General features: G+C 68.5%; 16 protein-coding genes. 6 read left to right on the top strand and 10 right to left on the bottom strand.

Features of this window, described 5'->3' with window-relative positions; genetic code table 11:
* Nucleotides 1-36 precede the first annotated feature (36 nt).
* Nucleotides 37-1,326 carry an adenylosuccinate synthase gene (locus tag ACWPWT_RS08705; protein ID WP_454279348.1) on the top strand — a complete coding sequence of 430 codons (1,290 nt, stop codon included), beginning with the start codon at nt 37-39 and terminating at the stop codon, nt 1,324-1,326.
* 153 nt (nt 1,327-1,479) lie between these two features.
* Here the strand turns inward: ACWPWT_RS08705 and ACWPWT_RS08710 are convergent, their stop codons facing one another.
* From ACWPWT_RS08710 to ACWPWT_RS08735, 6 genes are all read right to left on the bottom strand, one after another.
* Nucleotides 1,480-1,890: a hypothetical protein gene (locus ACWPWT_RS08710; RefSeq protein ID WP_454279349.1), complete on the bottom strand. Its 411-nt coding sequence runs from the start codon at nt 1,888-1,890 to the stop codon at nt 1,480-1,482.
* Between the two features lie 62 nt (nt 1,891-1,952).
* Nucleotides 1,953-3,020 (bottom strand): chorismate synthase, encoded by a 1,068-nt coding sequence (gene aroC / locus ACWPWT_RS08715; protein ID WP_454279350.1) that lies wholly within the window; start codon nt 3,018-3,020, stop codon nt 1,953-1,955.
* A complete protein-coding gene (locus tag ACWPWT_RS08720) occupies nt 3,017-3,562 on the bottom strand; it encodes a GNAT family N-acetyltransferase (protein ID WP_454279351.1) in 546 nt (181 codons plus the stop codon). The genes aroC and ACWPWT_RS08720 overlap by 4 nt, the downstream gene beginning before the upstream one ends.
* A gap of 200 nt (nt 3,563-3,762) precedes the next feature.
* A complete protein-coding gene (gene fabI, locus ACWPWT_RS08725) occupies nt 3,763-4,554 on the bottom strand; it encodes an enoyl-ACP reductase FabI (protein WP_454279907.1) in 792 nt (263 codons plus the stop codon).
* An 8-nt stretch (nt 4,555-4,562) separates the two neighbouring features.
* Entirely contained in the window at nt 4,563-5,534 is a 972-nt protein-coding gene (locus tag ACWPWT_RS08730) for a YihY/virulence factor BrkB family protein (RefSeq protein ID WP_454279352.1), read from the bottom strand.
* 7 nt (nt 5,535-5,541) lie between these two features.
* Nucleotides 5,542-6,489, bottom strand: a complete 948-nt coding sequence (locus ACWPWT_RS08735; protein WP_454279353.1) for a DnaJ C-terminal domain-containing protein — start codon at nt 6,487-6,489, stop codon at nt 5,542-5,544.
* Between the two features lie 99 nt (nt 6,490-6,588).
* Here ACWPWT_RS08735 and ACWPWT_RS08740 point away from each other — a divergent pair, with 99 nt between their 5' ends.
* Nucleotides 6,589-6,819, top strand: coding sequence for a hypothetical protein (locus ACWPWT_RS08740; RefSeq protein ID WP_454279354.1), 231 nt, complete (start codon nt 6,589-6,591; stop codon nt 6,817-6,819).
* Nucleotides 6,820-6,883: 64 nt separating this feature from the next.
* Here ACWPWT_RS08740 and ACWPWT_RS08745 read toward each other — a convergent pair whose 3' ends face one another.
* Both ACWPWT_RS08745 and ACWPWT_RS08750 read right to left on the bottom strand, forming a co-directional pair.
* Nucleotides 6,884-7,777 carry a transglutaminase family protein gene (locus ACWPWT_RS08745; RefSeq protein WP_454279355.1) on the bottom strand — a complete coding sequence of 298 codons (894 nt, stop codon included), beginning with the start codon at nt 7,775-7,777 and terminating at the stop codon, nt 6,884-6,886.
* Entirely contained in the window at nt 7,774-10,242 is a 2,469-nt protein-coding gene (locus tag ACWPWT_RS08750; protein WP_454279356.1) for a circularly permuted type 2 ATP-grasp protein, read from the bottom strand. The genes ACWPWT_RS08745 and ACWPWT_RS08750 overlap by 4 nt, the downstream gene beginning before the upstream one ends.
* 163 nt (nt 10,243-10,405) lie before the next feature.
* Here ACWPWT_RS08750 and pdxH point away from each other — a divergent pair, with 163 nt between their 5' ends.
* The 3 genes from pdxH to ACWPWT_RS08765 are packed head-to-tail and all read left to right on the top strand — an operon-like array spanning nt 10,406 to nt 12,737.
* Nucleotides 10,406-10,987, top strand: a complete 582-nt coding sequence (gene pdxH, locus ACWPWT_RS08755; protein ID WP_454279357.1) for a pyridoxamine 5'-phosphate oxidase — start codon at nt 10,406-10,408, stop codon at nt 10,985-10,987.
* Nucleotides 10,984-11,934 (top strand): cation diffusion facilitator family transporter, encoded by a 951-nt coding sequence (locus tag ACWPWT_RS08760; protein WP_261269294.1) that lies wholly within the window; start codon nt 10,984-10,986, stop codon nt 11,932-11,934. The genes pdxH and ACWPWT_RS08760 overlap by 4 nt, the downstream gene beginning before the upstream one ends.
* A complete protein-coding gene (locus ACWPWT_RS08765) occupies nt 11,934-12,737 on the top strand; it encodes a PhzF family phenazine biosynthesis protein (RefSeq protein ID WP_454279358.1) in 804 nt (267 codons plus the stop codon). Before ACWPWT_RS08760 ends, ACWPWT_RS08765 begins: the two co-directional genes overlap by 1 nt.
* Before the next feature lie 219 nt (nt 12,738-12,956).
* On the opposite strand, the gene ACWPWT_RS08770 is transcribed toward ACWPWT_RS08765, so the two are convergent.
* The gene (locus ACWPWT_RS08770; protein ID WP_454279359.1) at nt 12,957-16,343 is read right to left on the bottom strand and encodes a chromosome segregation SMC family protein; all 3,387 of its coding nucleotides are present in this window, start codon (nt 16,341-16,343) and stop codon (nt 12,957-12,959) included.
* Between the two features lie 435 nt (nt 16,344-16,778).
* Entirely contained in the window at nt 16,779-18,044 is a 1,266-nt protein-coding gene (locus ACWPWT_RS08775) for an NAD(P)/FAD-dependent oxidoreductase (RefSeq protein WP_454279360.1), read from the bottom strand.
* 45 nt (nt 18,045-18,089) lie between these two features.
* Here ACWPWT_RS08775 and ACWPWT_RS08780 point away from each other — a divergent pair, with 45 nt between their 5' ends.
* A complete protein-coding gene (locus ACWPWT_RS08780) occupies nt 18,090-19,103 on the top strand; it encodes a 4-hydroxyproline epimerase (RefSeq protein ID WP_261269290.1) in 1,014 nt (337 codons plus the stop codon).
* Nucleotides 19,104-19,229: the final 126 nt, after the last annotated feature.

A 19,229-nucleotide genomic window follows, 5' to 3' on the forward strand; every position in this document is an offset into this window, starting at 1 on the left:
GCATGGGGTCCGTCCGGCAGGCGGAGCATAGCATCCATGGCAAATGTAGCAGTCATCGGCGCGCAATGGGGCGACGAAGGCAAGGGCAAGATCGTCGACTGGCTGGCCGAGCGCGCCGACATGGTCGTCCGCTTCCAGGGCGGGCATAATGCCGGTCACACGCTGGTCGTCGGCGAGAATGTCTACAAGCTGTCGCTGCTTCCCTCGGGCATCGTGCGCGGCACCCCCAGCGTCATCGGCAACGGCGTCGTCCTCGACCCCTGGGCGCTGAAGGCCGAGATCGAGCGGCTGGGCGAGCAGGGCGTGAAGGCCACGCCGGACACGCTGCGCATCGCGGACAACTGTCCGCTGATCCTCCCCATCCACCGCGATCTCGACGGTCTGCGCGAGGATGCGAGCGGTGCGGGCAAGATCGGCACCACGCGGCGCGGCATCGGCCCGGCCTATGAGGACAAGGTCGGCCGTCGCGCGATCCGCGTCTGCGATCTGGCGCATCTGGATGACCTGGGGCCGCAGCTCGACCGCCTCTGCGCGCATCATGACGCGCTGCGCGCCGGGTTCGGCGAGCCGCCGATCGATCGCGAGCGGCTGCTGGCCGATCTGCGCGAGATTGCGGGTTTCGTCCTGCCCTTCGCCAAGCCGGTGTGGCGCGACCTCAACGAGGCGCGTAGCGGCGGCAAGCGCATCCTGTTCGAGGGTGCGCAGGGCGTGCTGCTCGACATCGATCACGGCACCTATCCCTTCGTCACCTCGTCCAACACCATCGCGGGGGCCGCGGCGGGCGGCTCGGGCCTGGGGCCGTCGGGCGTCGGCTTCGTGCTGGGCATCGCCAAGGCGTACACCACCCGCGTCGGATCGGGTCCGTTCCCGACTGAGCTGGAGGACGAGACTGGCCAGCGTCTGGGCGAGCGCGGGCATGAGTTCGGCACCGTCACGGGCCGCAAGCGGCGTTGCGGCTGGTTCGACTCGGTGCTGGTGCGCCAGTCGGCGGCGGTCGGCGGTATCACCGGCATCGCGCTGACCAAGATCGACGTGCTCGACGGGTTCGACGAGGTGAAGATCTGCGTGGGCTACAAGCTGGGCGACCAGACGCTCGATTATTATCCAACCCATGCGGCGGATCAGGCCAAGGTCGTCCCCGTCTATGAGACGATGGAAGGCTGGCAGGAATCGACCGCTGGCGCGCGGAGCTGGGCCGACCTTCCGGCGCAGGCGATCAAATATATCCGGCGGATCGAGGAACTGATCCGCTGCCCGGTGGCGCTGGTTTCGACCAGCCCGGAGCGGGAGGACACGATCCTGGTTCGCGATCCGTTCGCGGATTGATTTGCGAAGGCCCCGGTGAGAGTCGGGGCCTTTTTTCTTTTCAGGCGGAGTCCCTTGGCCTTCGACTTGGCTCAGGCCACGGCCCACACCCAAATAAAAGGCCCGGCCGCTTCCGCGACCGGGCCTTTCCCGTAGTGACTCACCCGAAGGGGATCAGCGCATGCCGCCGCCGCTGCTGGTCGGCGGAGTGGTGGTGCCGCCGCTCGTCCCGCTGCCGACCGAACCGCTGGTCGTCGCGTCGCTGCCCAGCGAGCCGCTGCCGGTCGTGGTGGACGAACCGGTCGCGTCAGGCAGGGTCGACGGCGTGTTTACCGTGCTGTCCGGCGTGGTGGTACGCGCACGGCTCTTCGAGCGGGTGGTCGAACGCGTCGTAGTGCTCGGCGTCGTCAGCGTGTCACCGGACTGGCCCATGGTCTGGCCGGGCAAGGTGGTTTGTCCTGGCATGGTCTGGCCCGGTACCGTGGTCTGGCCCGACATGGTCCCGGTCGCACCGCCCGATACCTGCGCAAAGGCGGCGGCGGGTATCAAAAGGGCGCCGGCGGCGATCATGTGCTTGATACGCATCGATTCTCTCCTGCTATGTTCTCGTCTTGGTTAACGAGGCAGGAGAACGTCCGTTCCTCTACTTAACCACACTGACCGCGATGAAGCAACGCCTGATCGGCTAAAACCAGCGCGACCATCGACTCCACAACCGGAACGCCGCGAATGCCCACACAGGGATCATGACGGCCCTTGGTCGCGATCTGCGTTTCCTCGCCGGTGCGGGTGATGGTGTCGACGGGGGTCAGGATCGAGCTGGTCGGCTTGAACGCGACGCGCATCGTCACCGGCTGGCCGGTGGCGATCCCGCCCGCGATGCCGCCGGCATGATTGGCCAGGAATTGCGGGGTGCCGTCACCGATCCGCATCGGGTCGGCATTCTGCTCGCCGGTCAGCGCAGCGGCAGCGAACCCGTCGCCGATCTCAAAGCCCTTGACCGCATTGATGCTCATGCAGGCCGAGGCGAGTTCGCTGTCCAGCTTGGCATAGAGCGGCGCGCCCCAGCCAGCCGGCACGCCGGTCACCTCGCACGCGACGACCGCCCCGACCGACGAACCCGACTTGCGCGCGCCATCGACGATCGCTTCCCAGCGTTCCGCCGCCGCCGCATCGGGGCAGAAGAACGGGTTCGCGTCGATCTGCGCATCGTCAAAGGCATCATAGTCGATCCGGTCGCCGCCGATCGATTCGACCCAGGCGCGGATGCGGACCTGTGGGATCACCGCGCGTGCGACCGCGCCCGCCGCAACCCGCGCCGCCGTCTCGCGCGCCGAGGAGCGCCCGCCGCCGCGATAGTCGCGAAAGCCGTATTTCGCGTCATAGGCATAGTCGGCATGGCCGGGGCGATAGGCGAGGGCGACGTTGGAATAGTCTTTCGAGCGCTGGTCGACATTTTCGATCATCAGGCTGATCGGGGTACCGGTGGTCTTGCCCTCGAACACGCCCGACAGGATGCGGACCTGATCGGGCTCACGCCGCTGGGTGGTGAAGCGGCTGGTGCCCGGGCGGCGCTTGTCGAGCCAAGGCTGGATGTCCTCCTCGGACAGCGCGATCCCCGGAGGACAGCCATCGACCACCGCGCCCAGGGCAGGCCCATGGCTCTCGCCCCAAGTGGTGAAGCGGAACAGGCGACCGAAACTGTTGAAACTCACGCTGCGTCTCCAAGCCGGGCGAAGGCGGGGGCATGGGCGGCGGCGCCCCGCACGCCGCAGGGGATCAATCCGCCCTGTAGCGGCACCGCCAGGAAATAGTCGCCCGCATAGGGGCTGTCGAAACCGCTCGCTACGTCCGCCGCGAATCCGAAGCGACCGTAAAAGGCGGGATCGCCCAGCGCGAAGCACAGGACGACGCCCTCCTGCTCCAGCCGCTCGATCCCCGCGGCGACCAGCGCCTCGCCGACGCCCTGTTGCCGCCAGTCGCGCGCGACGGCGATCGGGGCGAGCGCGACCGCGTTGATCGGCTTGCCGCCGATCTCGACGCTCATGCGGCTGAAGGCGATCGCGCCGACCAGCGCGTCCGTCGCCTCGTCGATCGCGACCAGCATCAGCACCATGTCGCCTTCGACGCACAGGTCGCGGACCAGCGCGGCTTCGGCGGGGGCGGGGAAGCTGGCGACCAGCAGCGCGTCGAGCGCGGCGACGTCCTGCCCCTGCGCAGGGCGGATGGTGATGGCAGCGTTGGGCTGTTCGGACATGGGTTCGTCTTTAGCGTCGCCGGAGCGCTAGGCGCGATAGATAATGTTGGCCGCTATTCCTCCCCTGGAAGGGGAGGTGGCAGGGCGAAGCCCTGACGGAGGGGTGTAGCCGGTGGAGCGGAAGGGTTTCGCTCGCGAGCGGGGAAACCCCTCCACCAGCTTCGCTGGTCCCCCTCCCCTTGCAGGGGAGGAAGAGCTAGTTACGCCAGCGCGATGTCCGGCGCGTCCTCGGCCTTCATGCCGATGACATTATACCCGGCGTCGACATGGTGGATCTCGCCCGTCACGCCCGACGACAGGTCGGACAGCATGTACAGGCCAGCACCGCCCACATCCTCGATCGTCACGGTGCGACGCAGCGGCGAGTTCAGCTCGTTCCACTTGAGGATATAGTTGAAGTCGCCGATGCCGCGCGCCGCCAGCGTCTGGATCGGGCCCGCCGAGATCGCATTGATGCGGATATTCTCCGGACCCAGATCGACCGCGAGATACTTCACGCTCGTCTCCAGCGCCGCCTTGGCCACGCCCATGACGTTGTAATGCGGAATGACCTTTTCCGCGCCATAATAGGTCAGCGTCAGGATCGAGCCGCCCGCGGGCATCATCGTGCGCGCGCGCTGGGCGACCGCGACCAGCGAATAGGCCGAGATGTTCATGGTCATCAGGAAATTGTCGAGCGTGGTGTCGTAATAGCGCCCGCGCAGCTGCGACTTGTCGGAAAAGCCGATGGCATGGACGACGAAGTCGATCGTCGGCCATTCCGCCTTCAGGTCCTCAAACAGTTTGTCGAGCGACTCCATCTCGGAGACGTCGCAGTCGAACAGGCGCGCCACGCCAAGCTGTTCCGCCAGCGGGCGCACCCGCTTCTCCATCGCTGCACCCTGATACGAAAAGGCGAGCTCCGCGCCCGCCTCCGAAAGCTGCTTGGCGATGCCCCAGGCCAGCGATTTGTCATTGGCCAGGCCCATGATGAGCCCCCGCTTGCCTGCCATCAATCCGTTCACGCCGTTACCGCTCCTGCCGGTTCACTGTCTTCAATCGCCCTCTCTAGCGCCGTTTCCGGTGGTTCCGCCAGTGCCGCGTTCAAATGCGCGCCGAAAACTAGGCCCAGGCCGATGAGATAGAAGAACAACAGCATCACGACCACGCCCGCCAGGCTGCCATAGGTCAGGTCGTACCCGCCCAGTTGCGCCAGCACCACGGGCAGCAAGGCCGTCATGCTGACCCACCAGGCGGCGGTGAACAGCGCGCCGGGCCATTTGGGACAGTCGCTTTCGCGATATTTGGAGGGCGTGACCGAATAGAAGAGCATGTAGAGCGCGCCGAACATCACGGCGCCGGGAATGAAGCGCGACAGGCCGACCCAGCCCGCCACGTCCTGCGCGAAGGGCACGAGGCGATAGATGAACTGCTCCGCCGCGGTCAGGATACCGGCGGCGAGGAAGGATAGCAGCGCGATGATGACCGAGGCGATGATGACCAGCGTCGAGGACAGCCGCGAGCGCCAGAAAGCCGCCGTCGCCTTCACCCCGTAAGCGCGGTGGAAGATGTCGCGGATCGTCTCGATGAAACCGCCCACCGTCCACAGTCCGACCAGTCCGCCCAGCCAGAGCAGCGAACCGGTCCGCGCCGCCAAGACATCGGAAATGGGCTTGCGCAACAGGTCGCTGACATCGGGCGGCAGCACATGGAGAAAGCTTTCCACCGCATGCTGCGTCTCGTTGCTCTGTCCGAACAGAGAAAGCAGCGCGGCAGTGGTGATGAAGAAGGGGAACAGCGTCATCAGCGCCAGATAGGCCAGGTTCCCGGCATGGATGAAGCCGTCGTTGAACACGCCCAGGCTGGTGCGTTTCAGGACCTCGAAAGCATAGGAACCCGGCCGGACCTTGGCGATCTGCCGGTCCAGCCGTCGACGGGCCTTGCCATGATAATGTGCACGTTCTTCAGGGGTCAGGCCGGTCGCATCGCTCATGGAACGATCAGACGCCCATGGCGGCCCTCGGGTTCCTGCCATCGGTCCATTCGGCGGCAAAGCGTTGCAGCGCTGCATCATCGGCGGGGATGTCGATGATCAACGTGATCAACTGGTCACCGCGCCCGCCATTCTTCTTGTGAAAGCCCTTGCCTTTCAGGCGCAGCGTCTTGCCCGACGTAGTGCCCTTGGGCACGGTCAGCATGACCGGGCGCTCGACGGTGGGGGCCTTTATCTGTCCGCCCAGCACCGCTTCGGTCAGCGAGATGGGCAGGTCCAGGCGGACATCGTCGCCGTCACGCGTGAAGAAGGCATGGGGGCTGACCTCGATCGTGACGATCGCATCGCCCGCGCCGCCCGCGCCGGGTTCGCCCTTGCCGGCCAGTCGCATCTGGGTACCGGTCTCGACCCCGGCGGGCAGTTTCAGGTCGATGGTCTTGCCATCGCCCAGCGTCACCCGCTGCGCGCTGAGCGTCGCGGCGTCGGCAAAGGGGACCTTGAGCGCATAGGCGATGTTGTTGCCCTTCTGCGCGGGCCGGCGGCCGCCGCCGAAACCACCAAAGCCGCCGCTGAACCCGCCGCGTCCGGCCCCGCCGAACATCCCTTCGAAGATGTCGGACATGTCGGCACCCTCGCCGCCAAAGTCGAATTGCTGGCGAAAGCCGCCGCTGCCCGAACCGGGGCGCGGGCCGCCGCCACCCATGCCGCCACCATAGCCGAAGGGCGAGGTGGGATTGCCGTCACCGTCGATCTCGCCGCGATCGAACCGGGCGCGCTTGTCCTTGTCGTTCAGCAGGTCATAGGCATTGGTCACCTGGCTGAACTTCTCGGCCGCCTTGGGATTATCCTTATTGCGGTCGGGATGCAGTTCCTTCGCCAGCTTGCGATAGGCTTTCTTGATATCGGCTTCGCTGGCCGTGCGGCTCACGCCCAGCGTCTGATATGGATCGGCCACTCTTTTCCCCGTTGGCAGTGTCTTATCGATCTATGTGGGGCAGTCCGCGCCGGAGCGCAATCCGTGCCCCGTGCGTTGCAGCCGGGAAGGAGACGGATCATGACCCAGCCGATGCAGGCCGTCGATAAGGACGGAAAGAAGGGTGCCCCCGACGGCGTCTCGGACGCGCCCGGCAAACATGGCGGCGAAAGCCAGGGCGGCGGATATGAAGGCGTGCCCGAACGCAAGGGCGACTTCCATGGCGGCCAGAGCGGAGCGGCCTATCACGGATCGGGTGGCCGCCCCGACCCGGACAAGGACAATCCCAACGCAGTGACCGAGGACGGGTAGACGCTTCTTACTCCGCCCTCCGTTCAGATCGAATGGAGGGCGGGGAAGGGCGAAGGGGCATCCGCTACCCGGCCACCAACTCCCCCAGCGGTGCGACATCGACGCTGACGTCCATCTTCTGGGCGCCGGAGCCCAGCACGACGCCGTCGACCGGCGCGATCTCGGCATAGTCGCGGCCGACCGCGACGATGATGTGGTCGCCTGCCATCCAGATGCCGTTGGTGGGATCGACCCCGACCCAGCCACGGGCCGGCCCGCCCCAGATCAGCACCCAGGCATGGGTCGCGTCCGCACCGACCAGCCGCGCCTGACCCGGGGGCGGCAAAGTGCGGATATAGCCCGAGGCATAGGCCGCCGGGATGCCCGCCGCGCGCAGGCCCGTGATCATGATCTGCGCGAAGTCCTGGCACACCCCGCGACGCTGGTGGAACGCGTCGGCCGGGGGCGTGTCGACCAGAGTCGCGGCGGGATCGAAGGCGAATTCGCGCTGGATGCGGTTCGCCAGCGCGAAGCCCGCCTCCAGCGCACCCCGCTCCGGTGACAGGTCGGCGGAGCACCATTCGGCGATGGCGGGGTCGAGCGGGATCAACGGCGAGGGGAAGATGTAATTGGCCGGGCCCGCCGGCGACAGGTCGCGGCTGGACCGCGCCAGCGCGGACACCTCCGCCAGCGTGGGATCGTCGGACGAAGGGATCGGGACGGGTCGATCGACCAGCATCCGCGCCCGGCTCTCGATCGTCAGGCTGCGCACCGGGCGATCCACCACCAGCCGGGTGACATGCGCCAGTCCCGCCTCGGCGCGGGCGGAACGGGTGCGCCCGACCGGCTCGACGATCAGGTCATAGCTTTCCAGCGTCTGGCCGGGCCAGTCGATGGGTTTGAGGCGCAGATTGCACCGCGCATATTTGACCTGCGCACCGTAATCGAAGCGGGTGATGTGGCGGATGTCGTAGATCATGCGAGGGTAAGTCCCCCGGCGCGCAACGGCTCCGCCCCTTGCAGGAAATAGCGGCGCGCGATCGCCTCCGACAACAGGCCCAGCCGCCGCTCGACATCGCCCAGCATGTCGGCGTCGAGCGTGCGGGCGTCCGCCGTCTCCACGGCGGCGCGGATGGCGATGGCCTGCGCCTGCTGCGGCTCGGCCATGTCGTCGTCGGACAGGACCGGCAGACGCGACAGGCAGTCGGCGATGCGCGCGGTCTGATAGGCGAGCGCACGGGGATTGTTGGGATCGAGCGCGACCAGATCGACCACCGCGATGCGCGCCAGACCGGTCGGATAACGCTGGCGATAGCTGATCTGGCTGTTGGCGAGGTCGAGCAGGGTGGACAGATCGTCCGCCGATGCTCCCGCCATGCCGAACAGCCGCGTCGCGCGGGCGACGGCGATCGCGCGTTCGACCCGGCGGCCCAGATCATGAAACCGCCACGCGGTCGTCCGCACCATATGCTCGGCGGACAGACCGGCGATCGCGGCATAGCGGCGTTGCAGCGAGCCCGCCCGGTCGAGCATCCCGGCATGGCTGGGGAAGGGGGCTTCCAGCAATCGCACCATGTCGGCGGACAGGCGATCGCGCGAACCCTCGCTGATCCCGCGCGCCAGCCGGTTGATGCGGGCGACCGAATGCCAGCCTTCATCCTCCATCGCGGTGCGCGCGAACTGGGTCAGGGCGGCGCGGTGCAGGCTGTCGGGATGCGGTGCCGCGCCCGCGCCGGTGATCAGGCCGACCAGCCGCCCGACCGTACGGGTGTCGAGTGCCGCGCCGCCATCCACATCGATCGAATTGCCCAGCATCACCCGGATCGCGGCGAGCAACGCCTCGCCGCGTTCCAGATAGCGTCCCAGCCAATAGAAATTGTCCGCCACCCGGCTGGGCAACGTTCCCGGATTGCGCCGGACATGCAGCGAATCGGGGGCGGCGAGCAGCGACATCGGCGCCACCGGCTCCGGCCCGTGGATACAGACATCGGCGGACCATAGGCCTTCGCCGATCATCGCGGCGGTCGCCTCGGGATGGTCGCCGATCCGCCCGAAACCGCCGGGCAGGACCACCCATTGCCCGTCGGCATCGCGCGCCGCGAAGACCCGCAGCGTGAAGGGGCGCGGTTCCAGCCGGTCGTCGATGACGACGGGCATGGTGGACAGGTGCACCATCTCCTGCCCCACATAATCCTGCGGGCGCTTGGCCATATCGGCAAGGAGCGTGGCCCGCGCCTCGACGGACAAGCCGGCTCCCGCCCGGGCGCCGTCGGGCAGTCCGAGCGGCCTCGGCCCGAAGGCGGGCGCGATCAGCATCCGGTCGAGATTCGCGGTGACATGCGCCGCCTGCGCCGAGCCGCCGCACCACCAGGTTGCGATGGTCGGCAGCTTGAGCGGCTCGCCCAGTATCTGCTGCGCCAGTACCGGCAGAAAGGCCGAGAAGGCCGGACTTTCCAGCACGCCCGCCCCCGGTGCGTTGGCGATCACCACCTGCCCCTCGACATAGGCGTCGATCAGGCCGGGCACGCCGATCTGCGAATGGCTGTCGAACGCCAGCGGATCGAGCATCCGGGGGTCGAGCCGCCGCCACAGCGCATCGATCCGCTTCAACCCGGCGACGGTGCGGACATAGACCTGTCCCTCGATCGCGGCGAGATCGGCCCCTTCGACCAGCAACAGGCCCAGATAGCGCGCCAGATGCGCCTGTTCGGGATAGCTGGGGTTGAAACGCCCCGGCGTCAGCAGCCCGATACGCGGGTCGGCCCGGCGGCACTGCGCGGCGAGCCCGGCGCGAAAGGCGGCGAAGAAGGGCGCGTGCCGCTGCACGTTCAGCCGGTTTTGCAGGCCGCCCAGGGTGCGGCTGACCGCCAGCCGGTTCTCCAGCGCATAGCCCGCCCCCGCCGGATTGCGCAGATGATCGGCCAGCACCCGCCACTCGCCATCGGGGCCGCGCGCCAGGTCGAAGGCGACGAAGCTCAGATGATGGCCGCCCGGCGGCATCACCCCGACCATGGGGCGCAGGAAATAGGGACTGCCGGTCGCCAGCGCGGCGGGAATATGGCCTCGTTCCGCCAGGTCGCCGGGGCCGTAAAGATCGGCCAGGATCGTCTCCAGCAGCGTGGCGCGTTGCTTGACCCCTGCCTCGATCCCCGTCCATTCGCCGATGTCGATCAACAGGGGAACCGGGGAGACCGGCCAGGGGCGTTCGTCCGTCTCGCCGATGATGCGAAAGCCGGTGCCTATGTCCGCCGCGTGCCGTTGTACGCGCTCGCGGGCATGGGCCAGGTTGCTGGCGACGGCGGCCAGTTCCTCCAGCATCGCCGTCCAGGCCGGATCGCCCGATCCCGCCAGCACGTCCGCACCGGCCGCGGTGTCGCGATAGGCCGCGATCCAGGCGGCGGCTTGCGCAGGGCTATCCTCGGAGGGCGTGACGCTGAAGTCCATGGGGGGCGGAAAATCGCCGCATCGGCCCCAGGTTGCAACAGATGATTGGGAAAACATGACGACGGCGCCATAAAATCATGGTTGCCCGCGGTGGCGCATAGGCGATTCAGCGTTTCCGTTCGCGACATTGGTTTTCGGCCGTCACGGGCGTATGGACGCGCGCATGGCCGACGATCCCTTTGCCCTGTTCGATCTCTGGTACGCCGAAGCGCGGCGCAGCGAACCCAACGACTCCAACGCGATGGCATTGGCGACGGTCGATGCGGCCGGCCAGCCTTCGGTGCGGATGGTGCTGCTCAAGGGCCATGGCCCGCAGGGTTTCGTCTTCTATACCAACCGCGAAAGCCGCAAGGCGCAGGAACTGGGCGAGGGGAGCAAGGCCGCATTGCTGTTCCACTGGAAATCGCTGCGCCGCCAGATTCGGATCGAGGGGCCGGTGAGCCGCGTGACCGACGCCGAATCCGATGCCTATTTTGCGAGCCGGAGCCGGGACTCGCAGCTTGGCGCCTGGGCGTCGGAGCAATCGCGCCCGCTGGCCGATCGCGCCACCTTCGAGGCGCGGTTCGAAGAGATGCGCGCTCGGTTCGAGGGTGGCGACGTGCCGCGCCCGCCGCATTGGGGGGGCTATCGCGTCACCCCGCAGCGGATCGAATTCTGGCTCGACCGCGAACATCGCCTGCATGAGCGCCGCGTCTTCGCCCGCACCGGCGAGGACGGCTGGGAGGAAGGGCTGTTGTTCCCGTGACCCAGGACGAACGCAAGAAGGTCATTCCGCTCGCCACCAGGGCGGCGCTGGCCAGCGTCGCGATGGCGCTGTTCCTGCTGGCGCTCAAGAGCTTTGCGGCGTGGCGGACCGGATCGGTCGCGATGCTGGGGTCGCTCGCCGACACCGCGCTCGACCTGCTCGCCAGCCTCGTGACCCTGTACGGCGTCCGGCTGGCGGCGACGCCCGCCGACCATGACCATCGCTTCGGCCATGGCAAGGCGGAGGCGCTGGCGGCGTTGTTCCAGGTGGCGCTGATCACCGCTTCGGCGGCGGGCATCGCGTGGCGCGCGGTGATGGCGCTGGGCGCGGACAATCCGACCAGCGACGCGGAATTCGGCATCGGCGTGTCGGTGGTCGCGATCCTGGCGACGATGGTGCTGCTCGCCTATCAGCGCAGCGTGATCCGCCGCACCGGGTCGGTCGCGATCCTGGCCGACAATGTCCACTACCAGTCGGACGTGCTGCTCAACGGATCGGTGATCGTCGCGATGGTGCTGGACCAGTATTTCGGCTGGCACGGCGCGGACCCGGTCTTCGGCATCGCCATCGCGTTGTGGCTGGCCTGGGGCGCGTTCCAGGCGTCCTCGACCGCGATCGACCAGTTGATGGACAAGGAATGGTCCGACGACCAGCGCGCCGCGTTCCTCGATGTCGCCGCGCGCCAGCCGGGGCTTAAGGGCATTCACGACTTCCGCACCCGCCGCTCGGGGAGTCACGACTTCGCGCAATTCCATATGGAAGTGGAGCGCGAGCTGACCGTCGCCGCCGCGCATGACATTGTCGAGGGGGTCGAGCGCGCACTCCGCCGCGCCTTCCCCAAGGTGGAGGTGCTGATCCACCTCGATCCCGAAGGCCATGTCGACACCGACAATCCGCTGGTCGAGGCGGACGTGACGCCGCACTGGTTCGGCAAGCGGGTCTATTGATGCGCATTCCGTTCGCGCAGGTCGACGCTTTCGCCTCGGCCGCGTTCGGCGGCAATCCGGCGGCGGTGATGATGCTTTCCGGCTGGCCGGACGATGCCTTGTTGCTGGCGATCGCGCAGGAGAATAATCTGTCGGAAACCGCCTTTCTGGTCCCGGCGGACGGCGGCGAGGCGGATTTCGAACTGCGCTGGTTCACGCCGGGCGACGAGGTGGAGATGTGCGGCCACGCCACGCTGGCGAGCGGCCATGTCGTGCTGTCGTCCGATACCGTGCGTGAGCGGGTGCGGTTTGCGACGCGCCATGCGGGAGTGTTGGAGGTGGCGCGTGACGGGCTGGGCTATAGCCTGTCGCTGCCCGAGCGTACGCCGTTGCCCGAGGCGCTGCCGGATGTGGTCGAGGCTTTGGGCGTGCACGGCGTCGTGGAGACGTTGCGTCATCCGGCGGGCTATGCCGTTATCGTCGTGGACGATGCGGAAAGGGTTCGGGCTTGTACGCCGGACTTTGCCGCACTGGCCGATGCGGGCCGATATGTCGTCATCCTGACCGCGCGTGGCGGTGAGGGAGAGGCGGATGTCGTCAGCCGGGTCTTCGTGCCCGCCTTCGCCATCGATGAGGATCCGGTGACGGGTTCGGCGCATGCGGTCATCACGCCGTACTGGACGGAAAAGCTGGGGCGCGAGTCGTTCGTGGCGGAGCAGGCGAGCGCGCGTGGCGGGCGTTTGACCTGTCGACTGGTGGGCGACCGGGTGGTGCTGGGCGGCGGGTGCGTCACGGTGATCGAGGGGACGTTCCTGCTGCCGTGAGCGGTGGGGCCTTCGATTTCGCTCAGGCTGAACGGAGGTTTTGAAGATGCAGCCGTACCCCGGCGAAGGCCGGGGCCCAGACTCCGCCAAGTCGGTGGCGCGCTATTCAATGCGGGGGAGGCAAATGCTCCGCGCCTGCGATAGCGCATCGCAACTGGACCCCGGCCTTCGCCGGGGAACGGCCATAGATTCGCCAGGTTGGCGTTTTGAAACGCGTCCTCACTCCGCCGCCAGCAAAGTCTCCGCCGCCTGCAAATCCACCGAGACCAGCCGGCTGACCCCGCGTTCGATCATCGTCACGCCGAACAATCGATGCATCCGGCTCATCGTCACCGCATTGTGCGTCACGATCAGATAGCGCGTGTCCGTCTCGCGCGTCATGCGGTCGAGCAGCCCGCAGAAGCGATCGATATTGGCATCGTCCAGCGGCGCATCGACCTCGTCCAGCACGCAGATCGGGGCGGGGTTGGTCAGGAACAGCCCGAAGATCAGCGCCACCGCCGTCAGTGCCTGTTCGCCCCCCGACAACAGGGTCAGCGACTGGAGCCGCTTGCCCGGCGGCTGCGCCATGATCTCCAGCCCGGCCTCCAGCGGATCGTCCGAATCGATCAGCGCCAGATGCGCCGAGCCGCCGTCGAACAGCGTCGCGAACAGCGTCTGGAAATGTCCGTTCACCGCCTCGAACGCCGCCAGCAGCCTTTGCCGCCCCTCGCGGTTGAGCAGCCCGATCGAGCCGCGAAGCCGCGCCACCGCCTGTACCAGATCCTCGCGTTCGGCGGCACTGGCCGCGCCGCTGGCCTCCAGTTCGGCCAGTTCCTGTTCGGCGACGAGGTTGACCGGCCCGATCCGCTCGCGATCGGCGGACAGCTTGTCATGCGCCGCCGCCTCGACCTGCGGAGAACCGACGCCGGCACTGTCGAAGCTCAGCTTCTCGGGCAGCACCGGCGCGGGGCAGGCGAAGCGCTCGCCCGAGACCCGGCCCAGTTCGACGCGGCGCAGTTCGTGATTCTCCACCCGCGCCAGTGCCCCAGCCCGCGCCTCCCGCGCGGTCGACAGAAGCGCGTTGGCCTGGGCATGGGCGGCCTCCGCGCCGCGCTGGGTACGTTCGGTCTCGGCCTCCTCGGCCTGGGTCCGCTCCGCCTCCTGCTTGGCCGCGTCATGCGCGGCGGCAAGGCTGGCGATCTCCTCGGCCAGTTGCGCCGGGCGGTCGGCCAGCGCGGCCGCATCCCGCTCCAGCGTCGCGGCGCGCGTGTCCATTTCCGTGATCCGCCCCGCCGCCTGCCCGGCACGCTGGTTCCAGCTTTCCGCCTCCGCCCGCGCCGCCGCCAGACGGTCACGGGTCTGGGCAAGGCTGCGCTCCAGCGTGGTCCGCTCCGATCGGGCGAGCGCGACCGCCGAGCGGGCCAGTTGCGTCTCGCCCTGAAGCCGCGTCGTCTCCGCCGCGCTGGCGGAGCCATCGGGAAGTGCGGTCAGCGCGGCCTCCGCGCGGACGCATTCGGCCTGCGCCTCGTCCATTTCGGCACTGATCCGCTCCGCCCGCATAGCCAGGTCGGCACGTTGCGCGGACAGCCGCTCGATCACCGCCTGCGCCCGGTCCTCGGCACGCTGGGCGTCGCGCAGGGCGGCGTCGGCCTGGGCATGAAGCGTCCGCGCACTGGCGGCGGCGGCGCGGGCGCGGGCGATCCGGTCGTCGATGGTGGTCCTGGCCTCGGTCGCGGTCTGCACCGCCGCCTCCGCCGCCGGGCGTTCGGCTTCCAGCGCGGTCAGGCGGTTGCGCCGCTCCATCCGCTCGGCCGCCGCCGCGCCGCCGCCTTCGCCGACATAGCCGTCCCAGCGCCGCAGCCGCCCCTCGCGCGTGACCAGCCGCTGTCCGACCGCCAGCGCCTGACCCGAATCCGCCTCGACCAGGAAGATCTGCGACAGCCGCCGGGCGAGCGCCGGGGGCGCCGCGATCCGCTCGCCCAGCCGGAGCGTCCCGACCGGCGCGGGAGGATCGTCCGCCGCGATGGGCGATCCGTGCCAGTCGGCCAGCGGTGTATCTAGTTCGTCCCCCAGCGCCGCCGCCAGCGCGCGTTCGAAGCCCGGTTCGGCCTGCACCTCGTCGAGCAGGCGGTCGCCCCCCTTACGCTCGGTCGCGCGGGTCAGCGCCGTCATCTCGGCCTGCAACGCGGCCAGCGCGGCGATGGCCTGCGCCCTTGCGGTCTCCGCCGCATCGCGTTCGCCCGCGGCGGTGCGTTCGCTTTCCTCGGCCCAGCCCAGGGCGGCGCGCGCCTTGTCGGCGTCGATCCGTGCGGCAAGCTGGGTCGCGATCGCCGCCTCGCGCGCCGCGTCCTGCTCGGCCATGTCGGGCAGCGCGTCGATGGCGGAGGCGACGGATCGGGCGTCGCGCTCGGCCCGGGCATGGCGGGCGCGGGCGGCGGCGAGGGCGGCCTCCGCGATCCGGCGCTCGGCTGCTTCGGCGGCTTGGGCGGACAGCGCACGGGCCAGCGCGACCTCGGCATCGCGGTTCTTCGTCTCCGCCTCGGCCAGCAGCGCGTCGAGCCGGGGCATGGCCTGCACCGCATGGGCGATGCGCGCCTCCAGATCCTCGCATTCCTCGTTTAGCCTTTGGATGGCGGCGGCGGCGTCATGCGCCAGCGCATCCTCGCGCGCGCGATCCTCGCCGATCCGGGTCCGCGCGCCCGCCAGTTCCTCGATCCGGCGTTGCAGGCCATGACGCCGGTCGCGCGCACGGGACAAGGCATGGCCGACCTCGCTCAAGCCATCCCGTGCAGCTAGCGACGCGGTGCGCGCCCTGGCCGCCTGCGCGACCGCCTGCTCCTGCGCTTTGGCGGCGGCGCGTTCGGCGGCGGTGGTTTCGGCCACCTGTCGTTCGGCGGCCTCGGCCTCGGTCTTGGCGGTGGTCGCCGCTTCGGCCGCGTCGCGCCAGCGGGCGAAGATCATCCGCGCCTCGGCCACGCGGATTTGGTCGGAGAGCAGGCGATAGCGCTCCGCCGCCCGCGCTTGTCGCCGCAGCGTCGCGATGCGCGCATCCTGGTCGGCGATCGCCTCGTCCAGCCGGGTCAGGTTCGTCTCGGTCGCGCGCAGCTTCGACTCGGCATCGCGGCGGCGGACGTGCAGGCCCGCAATACCGGCCGCCTCCTCCAGCATGGCGCGGCGCTCGGCGGGCTTGGCGGCGATGACCGCGCCGATTCGGTTCTGGCTGACCAGCGCGGGCGAATGGGCACCGGTCGCGGCATCGGCGAAGAGCAGCGCCACGTCCTTGGCCCGCACGTCGCGCCCGTCGATGCGATAGGCGGAGCCCGCGCCCCGTTCGATCCGGCGGACGATCTCGGTCTCGTCGCCGTCGCGTTCGGCCAGGATGGTGACCTCGGCAAAGTCGCGCGGCGGGCGGGTGGCGGTGCCCGCGAAGATCACGTCTTCCATGCCAGCGCCGCGCATCGACCGCGCGCTGTTCTCACCCATCGTCCAGCGCAGCGCTTCGAGCAGGTTCGACTTGCCGCAGCCATTGGGCCCGACAACACCGGTCAGCCCCGGTTCGATGACCAGATCGGCCGGATCGACGAAGCTCTTGAAACCCGAAATGCGAAGCCGCTTGATCTGCACGGACCCGGTCGCCGCTCCCCCGATGCGCTGTGGTTAACCGATAGCGGATGGGGGCGGGATGTCGAGGGGGGCGGGGTATCGAGTTGGCGTCATCCTACGCTGACGTTCGCAGCCTTTGGTAGTATAAGAGGGGAGAAGGGGCGGATGAATGCGACAAGATATTTTGGCAGCTGGCGGGCTGCTATTTGTAAGTGCTTTTCACCTCATCCCGGCGTGGCTGAATGACGAACTCCCTACGAGGCGACCGTTCAAGCCGATCACAAGATATGGTCGGCCCTTCTTGTTTTGGTGGAGTGTCGGTCTTTACGTGACCGCAGGGGTGGTTGGCATGGCAATTCTGCTTTTTGTCATCTTACGCGCTATCTGGGAAACGCTGGTAAGCTAGGATCACGATTGCTTCTTTAAAAAAGAGCATGCCGCGTTGGTCGCGCGGGTTCAGACAAATCTCGCCAGGTCAAAAGCGTTCAGAGGCATGGACGGCGTGGCCCCATCCAGCATCGCCGTCACCAACTCGCCGGTAATCGGCGCGAGCGTCAGCCCCAAGTGATTGTGCCCGAAAGCATAGGACACCCCCCGCGTCCCCGGCACCCGGCCGATCGCGGGCAGGTAATCCGGCAGGGTAGGCCGGGCGCCCATCCAGGGTTTGGCGTCCTCGCCGATCGGCAGGCCCAGCGCCGCGATGTGGTGGCGCAGGCGGTTCCACTTGGCGGGATCGGGCTTGGCCTCGGCGCGGGCGAATTCGACGATGCTGGCGGCGCGTAAGCCCCCGGCGAAGCGGGTGACGATCATCGAGCGGTCCTCGAACACCACCGGAGGCAGGTCGGCGGGCCAGTCGACGTTCGGGCCGGTCTGAAGGTGATAGCCCCGCTCTGCGATGATCGGGGCCCTCAGGCCGAAGGGACGGAGCAGGGCAGCGCTCGCCACGCCCGCCGTCACGACGATCTGGTCGGCCGATAGGCCGCGGCCGTCGGTCATGCGGACCTCGCCGTCGCCGATCGTCTCGACGCGGGCGACGATGCGGGTGCCGCCGTCCGCCAGGAAGCGCGCGGTCGCGATTTCGGCGAGGCGGGTCGGGTCCGCGATCTGGCCGCTGCCCTCGAAGCGGATGCCGCCCGCGATGGGCGCGCGGACTCGGGTCCGCCAGTCGTCCAACTCCGCTTCGGTCAGCGAGCGGAAGCGCGCGGTGCCGGTGTCGGCCGCTTGCCAGTTCGCCAAGCCGCGCGCGGCGCTCTCCGGCGTTTCCCAGAGCACGACATGGCCGTCAGGACGCAGCAGATCCGGCGCACCGAGCGCGGCGACATGACGCTGCCATGCGGGCATGGCCTGGGCGAGCAGCCCCGCCAGCGCTTCGTGCGCGCGCTCGTACCGGGCGGGCCGGGCCGCTTTCAGGAGGCGCAGCGAGAAGGGCAGCCAGGTCGCGATCTCGCGCGGCGGCAGGGCGAGCGCGCCGCCGCGAAAGAACAGCCGTTTGGCGAAACCGCGTACCATGGCGGGCGAGGCGATGGGCTCTGCCTGCTCGGTCGCGATATGGCCGGCATTGCCCCAAGAGGCGGCGCGCGGGCTGTCCTCCGCCTCGATCAGCGTCACCGCCCAACCGGCGCGTTGCAGGGCCAGCGCGGTGGTGGTGCCGATGACGCCGCCGCCCACGACGATGGCGCTGCGACGATCCGAGGGACTAGCGTGATTTTCGGACTTGGGCATGGGGTGGGTCATATCGTATACGGAATTTACAGCAAGGGAATCCCGATGACGTCACCTACGATCCGCCATACCTTTTTCTGCATCGATGGCCACACCGCGGGCAATCCCGTCCGGCTGGTGGCGGGCGGCGCACCGCTGCTGCGCGGATCGACCATGGCCGAGCGGCGGCTAGATTTTCTGGAGCGGTTCGACTGGATCCGCACCGGCCTGTGCTTCGAGCCGCGCGGGCATGACATGATGTCGGGCGGCTTCCTCTATCCGCCTTGCGAGCCCGATAGCGACGCCGCGATACTGTTCATCGAGACGAGCGGCTGCCTGCCCATGTGCGGGCATGGCACGATCGGGATGATCACCTTCGGCCTGGAACATGGGCTCATCACCCCGCGCGAACCCGGCAAGCTGAAGGTCGAAGTGCCCGCCGGCACCATCCATATCGAATATGAGAAGGAAGGCGCAAAAGTCACCGCCGTCCGCATTCGCAACGTCCCCGCCTATCTGGCGGCCGAGGGGATCGAGATCGACGTGCCGGGCTTCGGGCCGCTGACGCTGGATGTCGCCTATGGCGGCAACTACTACGCCATTGTCGAGCCGCAGGGGGCCTATACCGGGCTGGACGATCTGGGCGCGTCGAAGCTGGTCGAACTCAGCCGCACGATCCGCGAGTTGGTTCGCGAGAAGTTCGAGCCGGTGCATCCGCTCGAACCCTCGATCCGGGGGGTTAGCCATGTGCTCTGGGCGGACAAGCCCTCGGCCGAGGATGCCGATGGGCGCAACGCGGTCTTCTATGGCGAGCGGGCGATCGATCGCAGCCCCTGCGGCACCGGCACCTCGGCGCGCCTCGCGCATCTGGCGGCCAAGGGGCGCTTGCGCGTCGGTGACCGCTTCGTCCACGAAAGCTATATCCGCAGCCGCTTCATCGGCCGGGTCGAGGAAGCGACCGAACTGGGCGGTCAGGCCGCAATCGTGCCGTCGATCCAGGGCTCGGCGATCGCGACCGGGTTCAACACGATCTGGATCGATCGCGAGGACCCGTTCTGGGCCGGGTTCACCGTGGTTTGAGGCGATCGTCGCGCGAGGGCGCGAGGGCGCGAAGAAGAGGTTCGCGCGGTGGCGCGGAGACGGAGGGACTCGCCGCGCCAGCGGCCCTCCAATCTCCATACGTTGCTGATCCCAGAGCGCTGCCGC

This window comes from Sphingomonas sp. Marseille-Q8236, assembly GCF_965112005.1.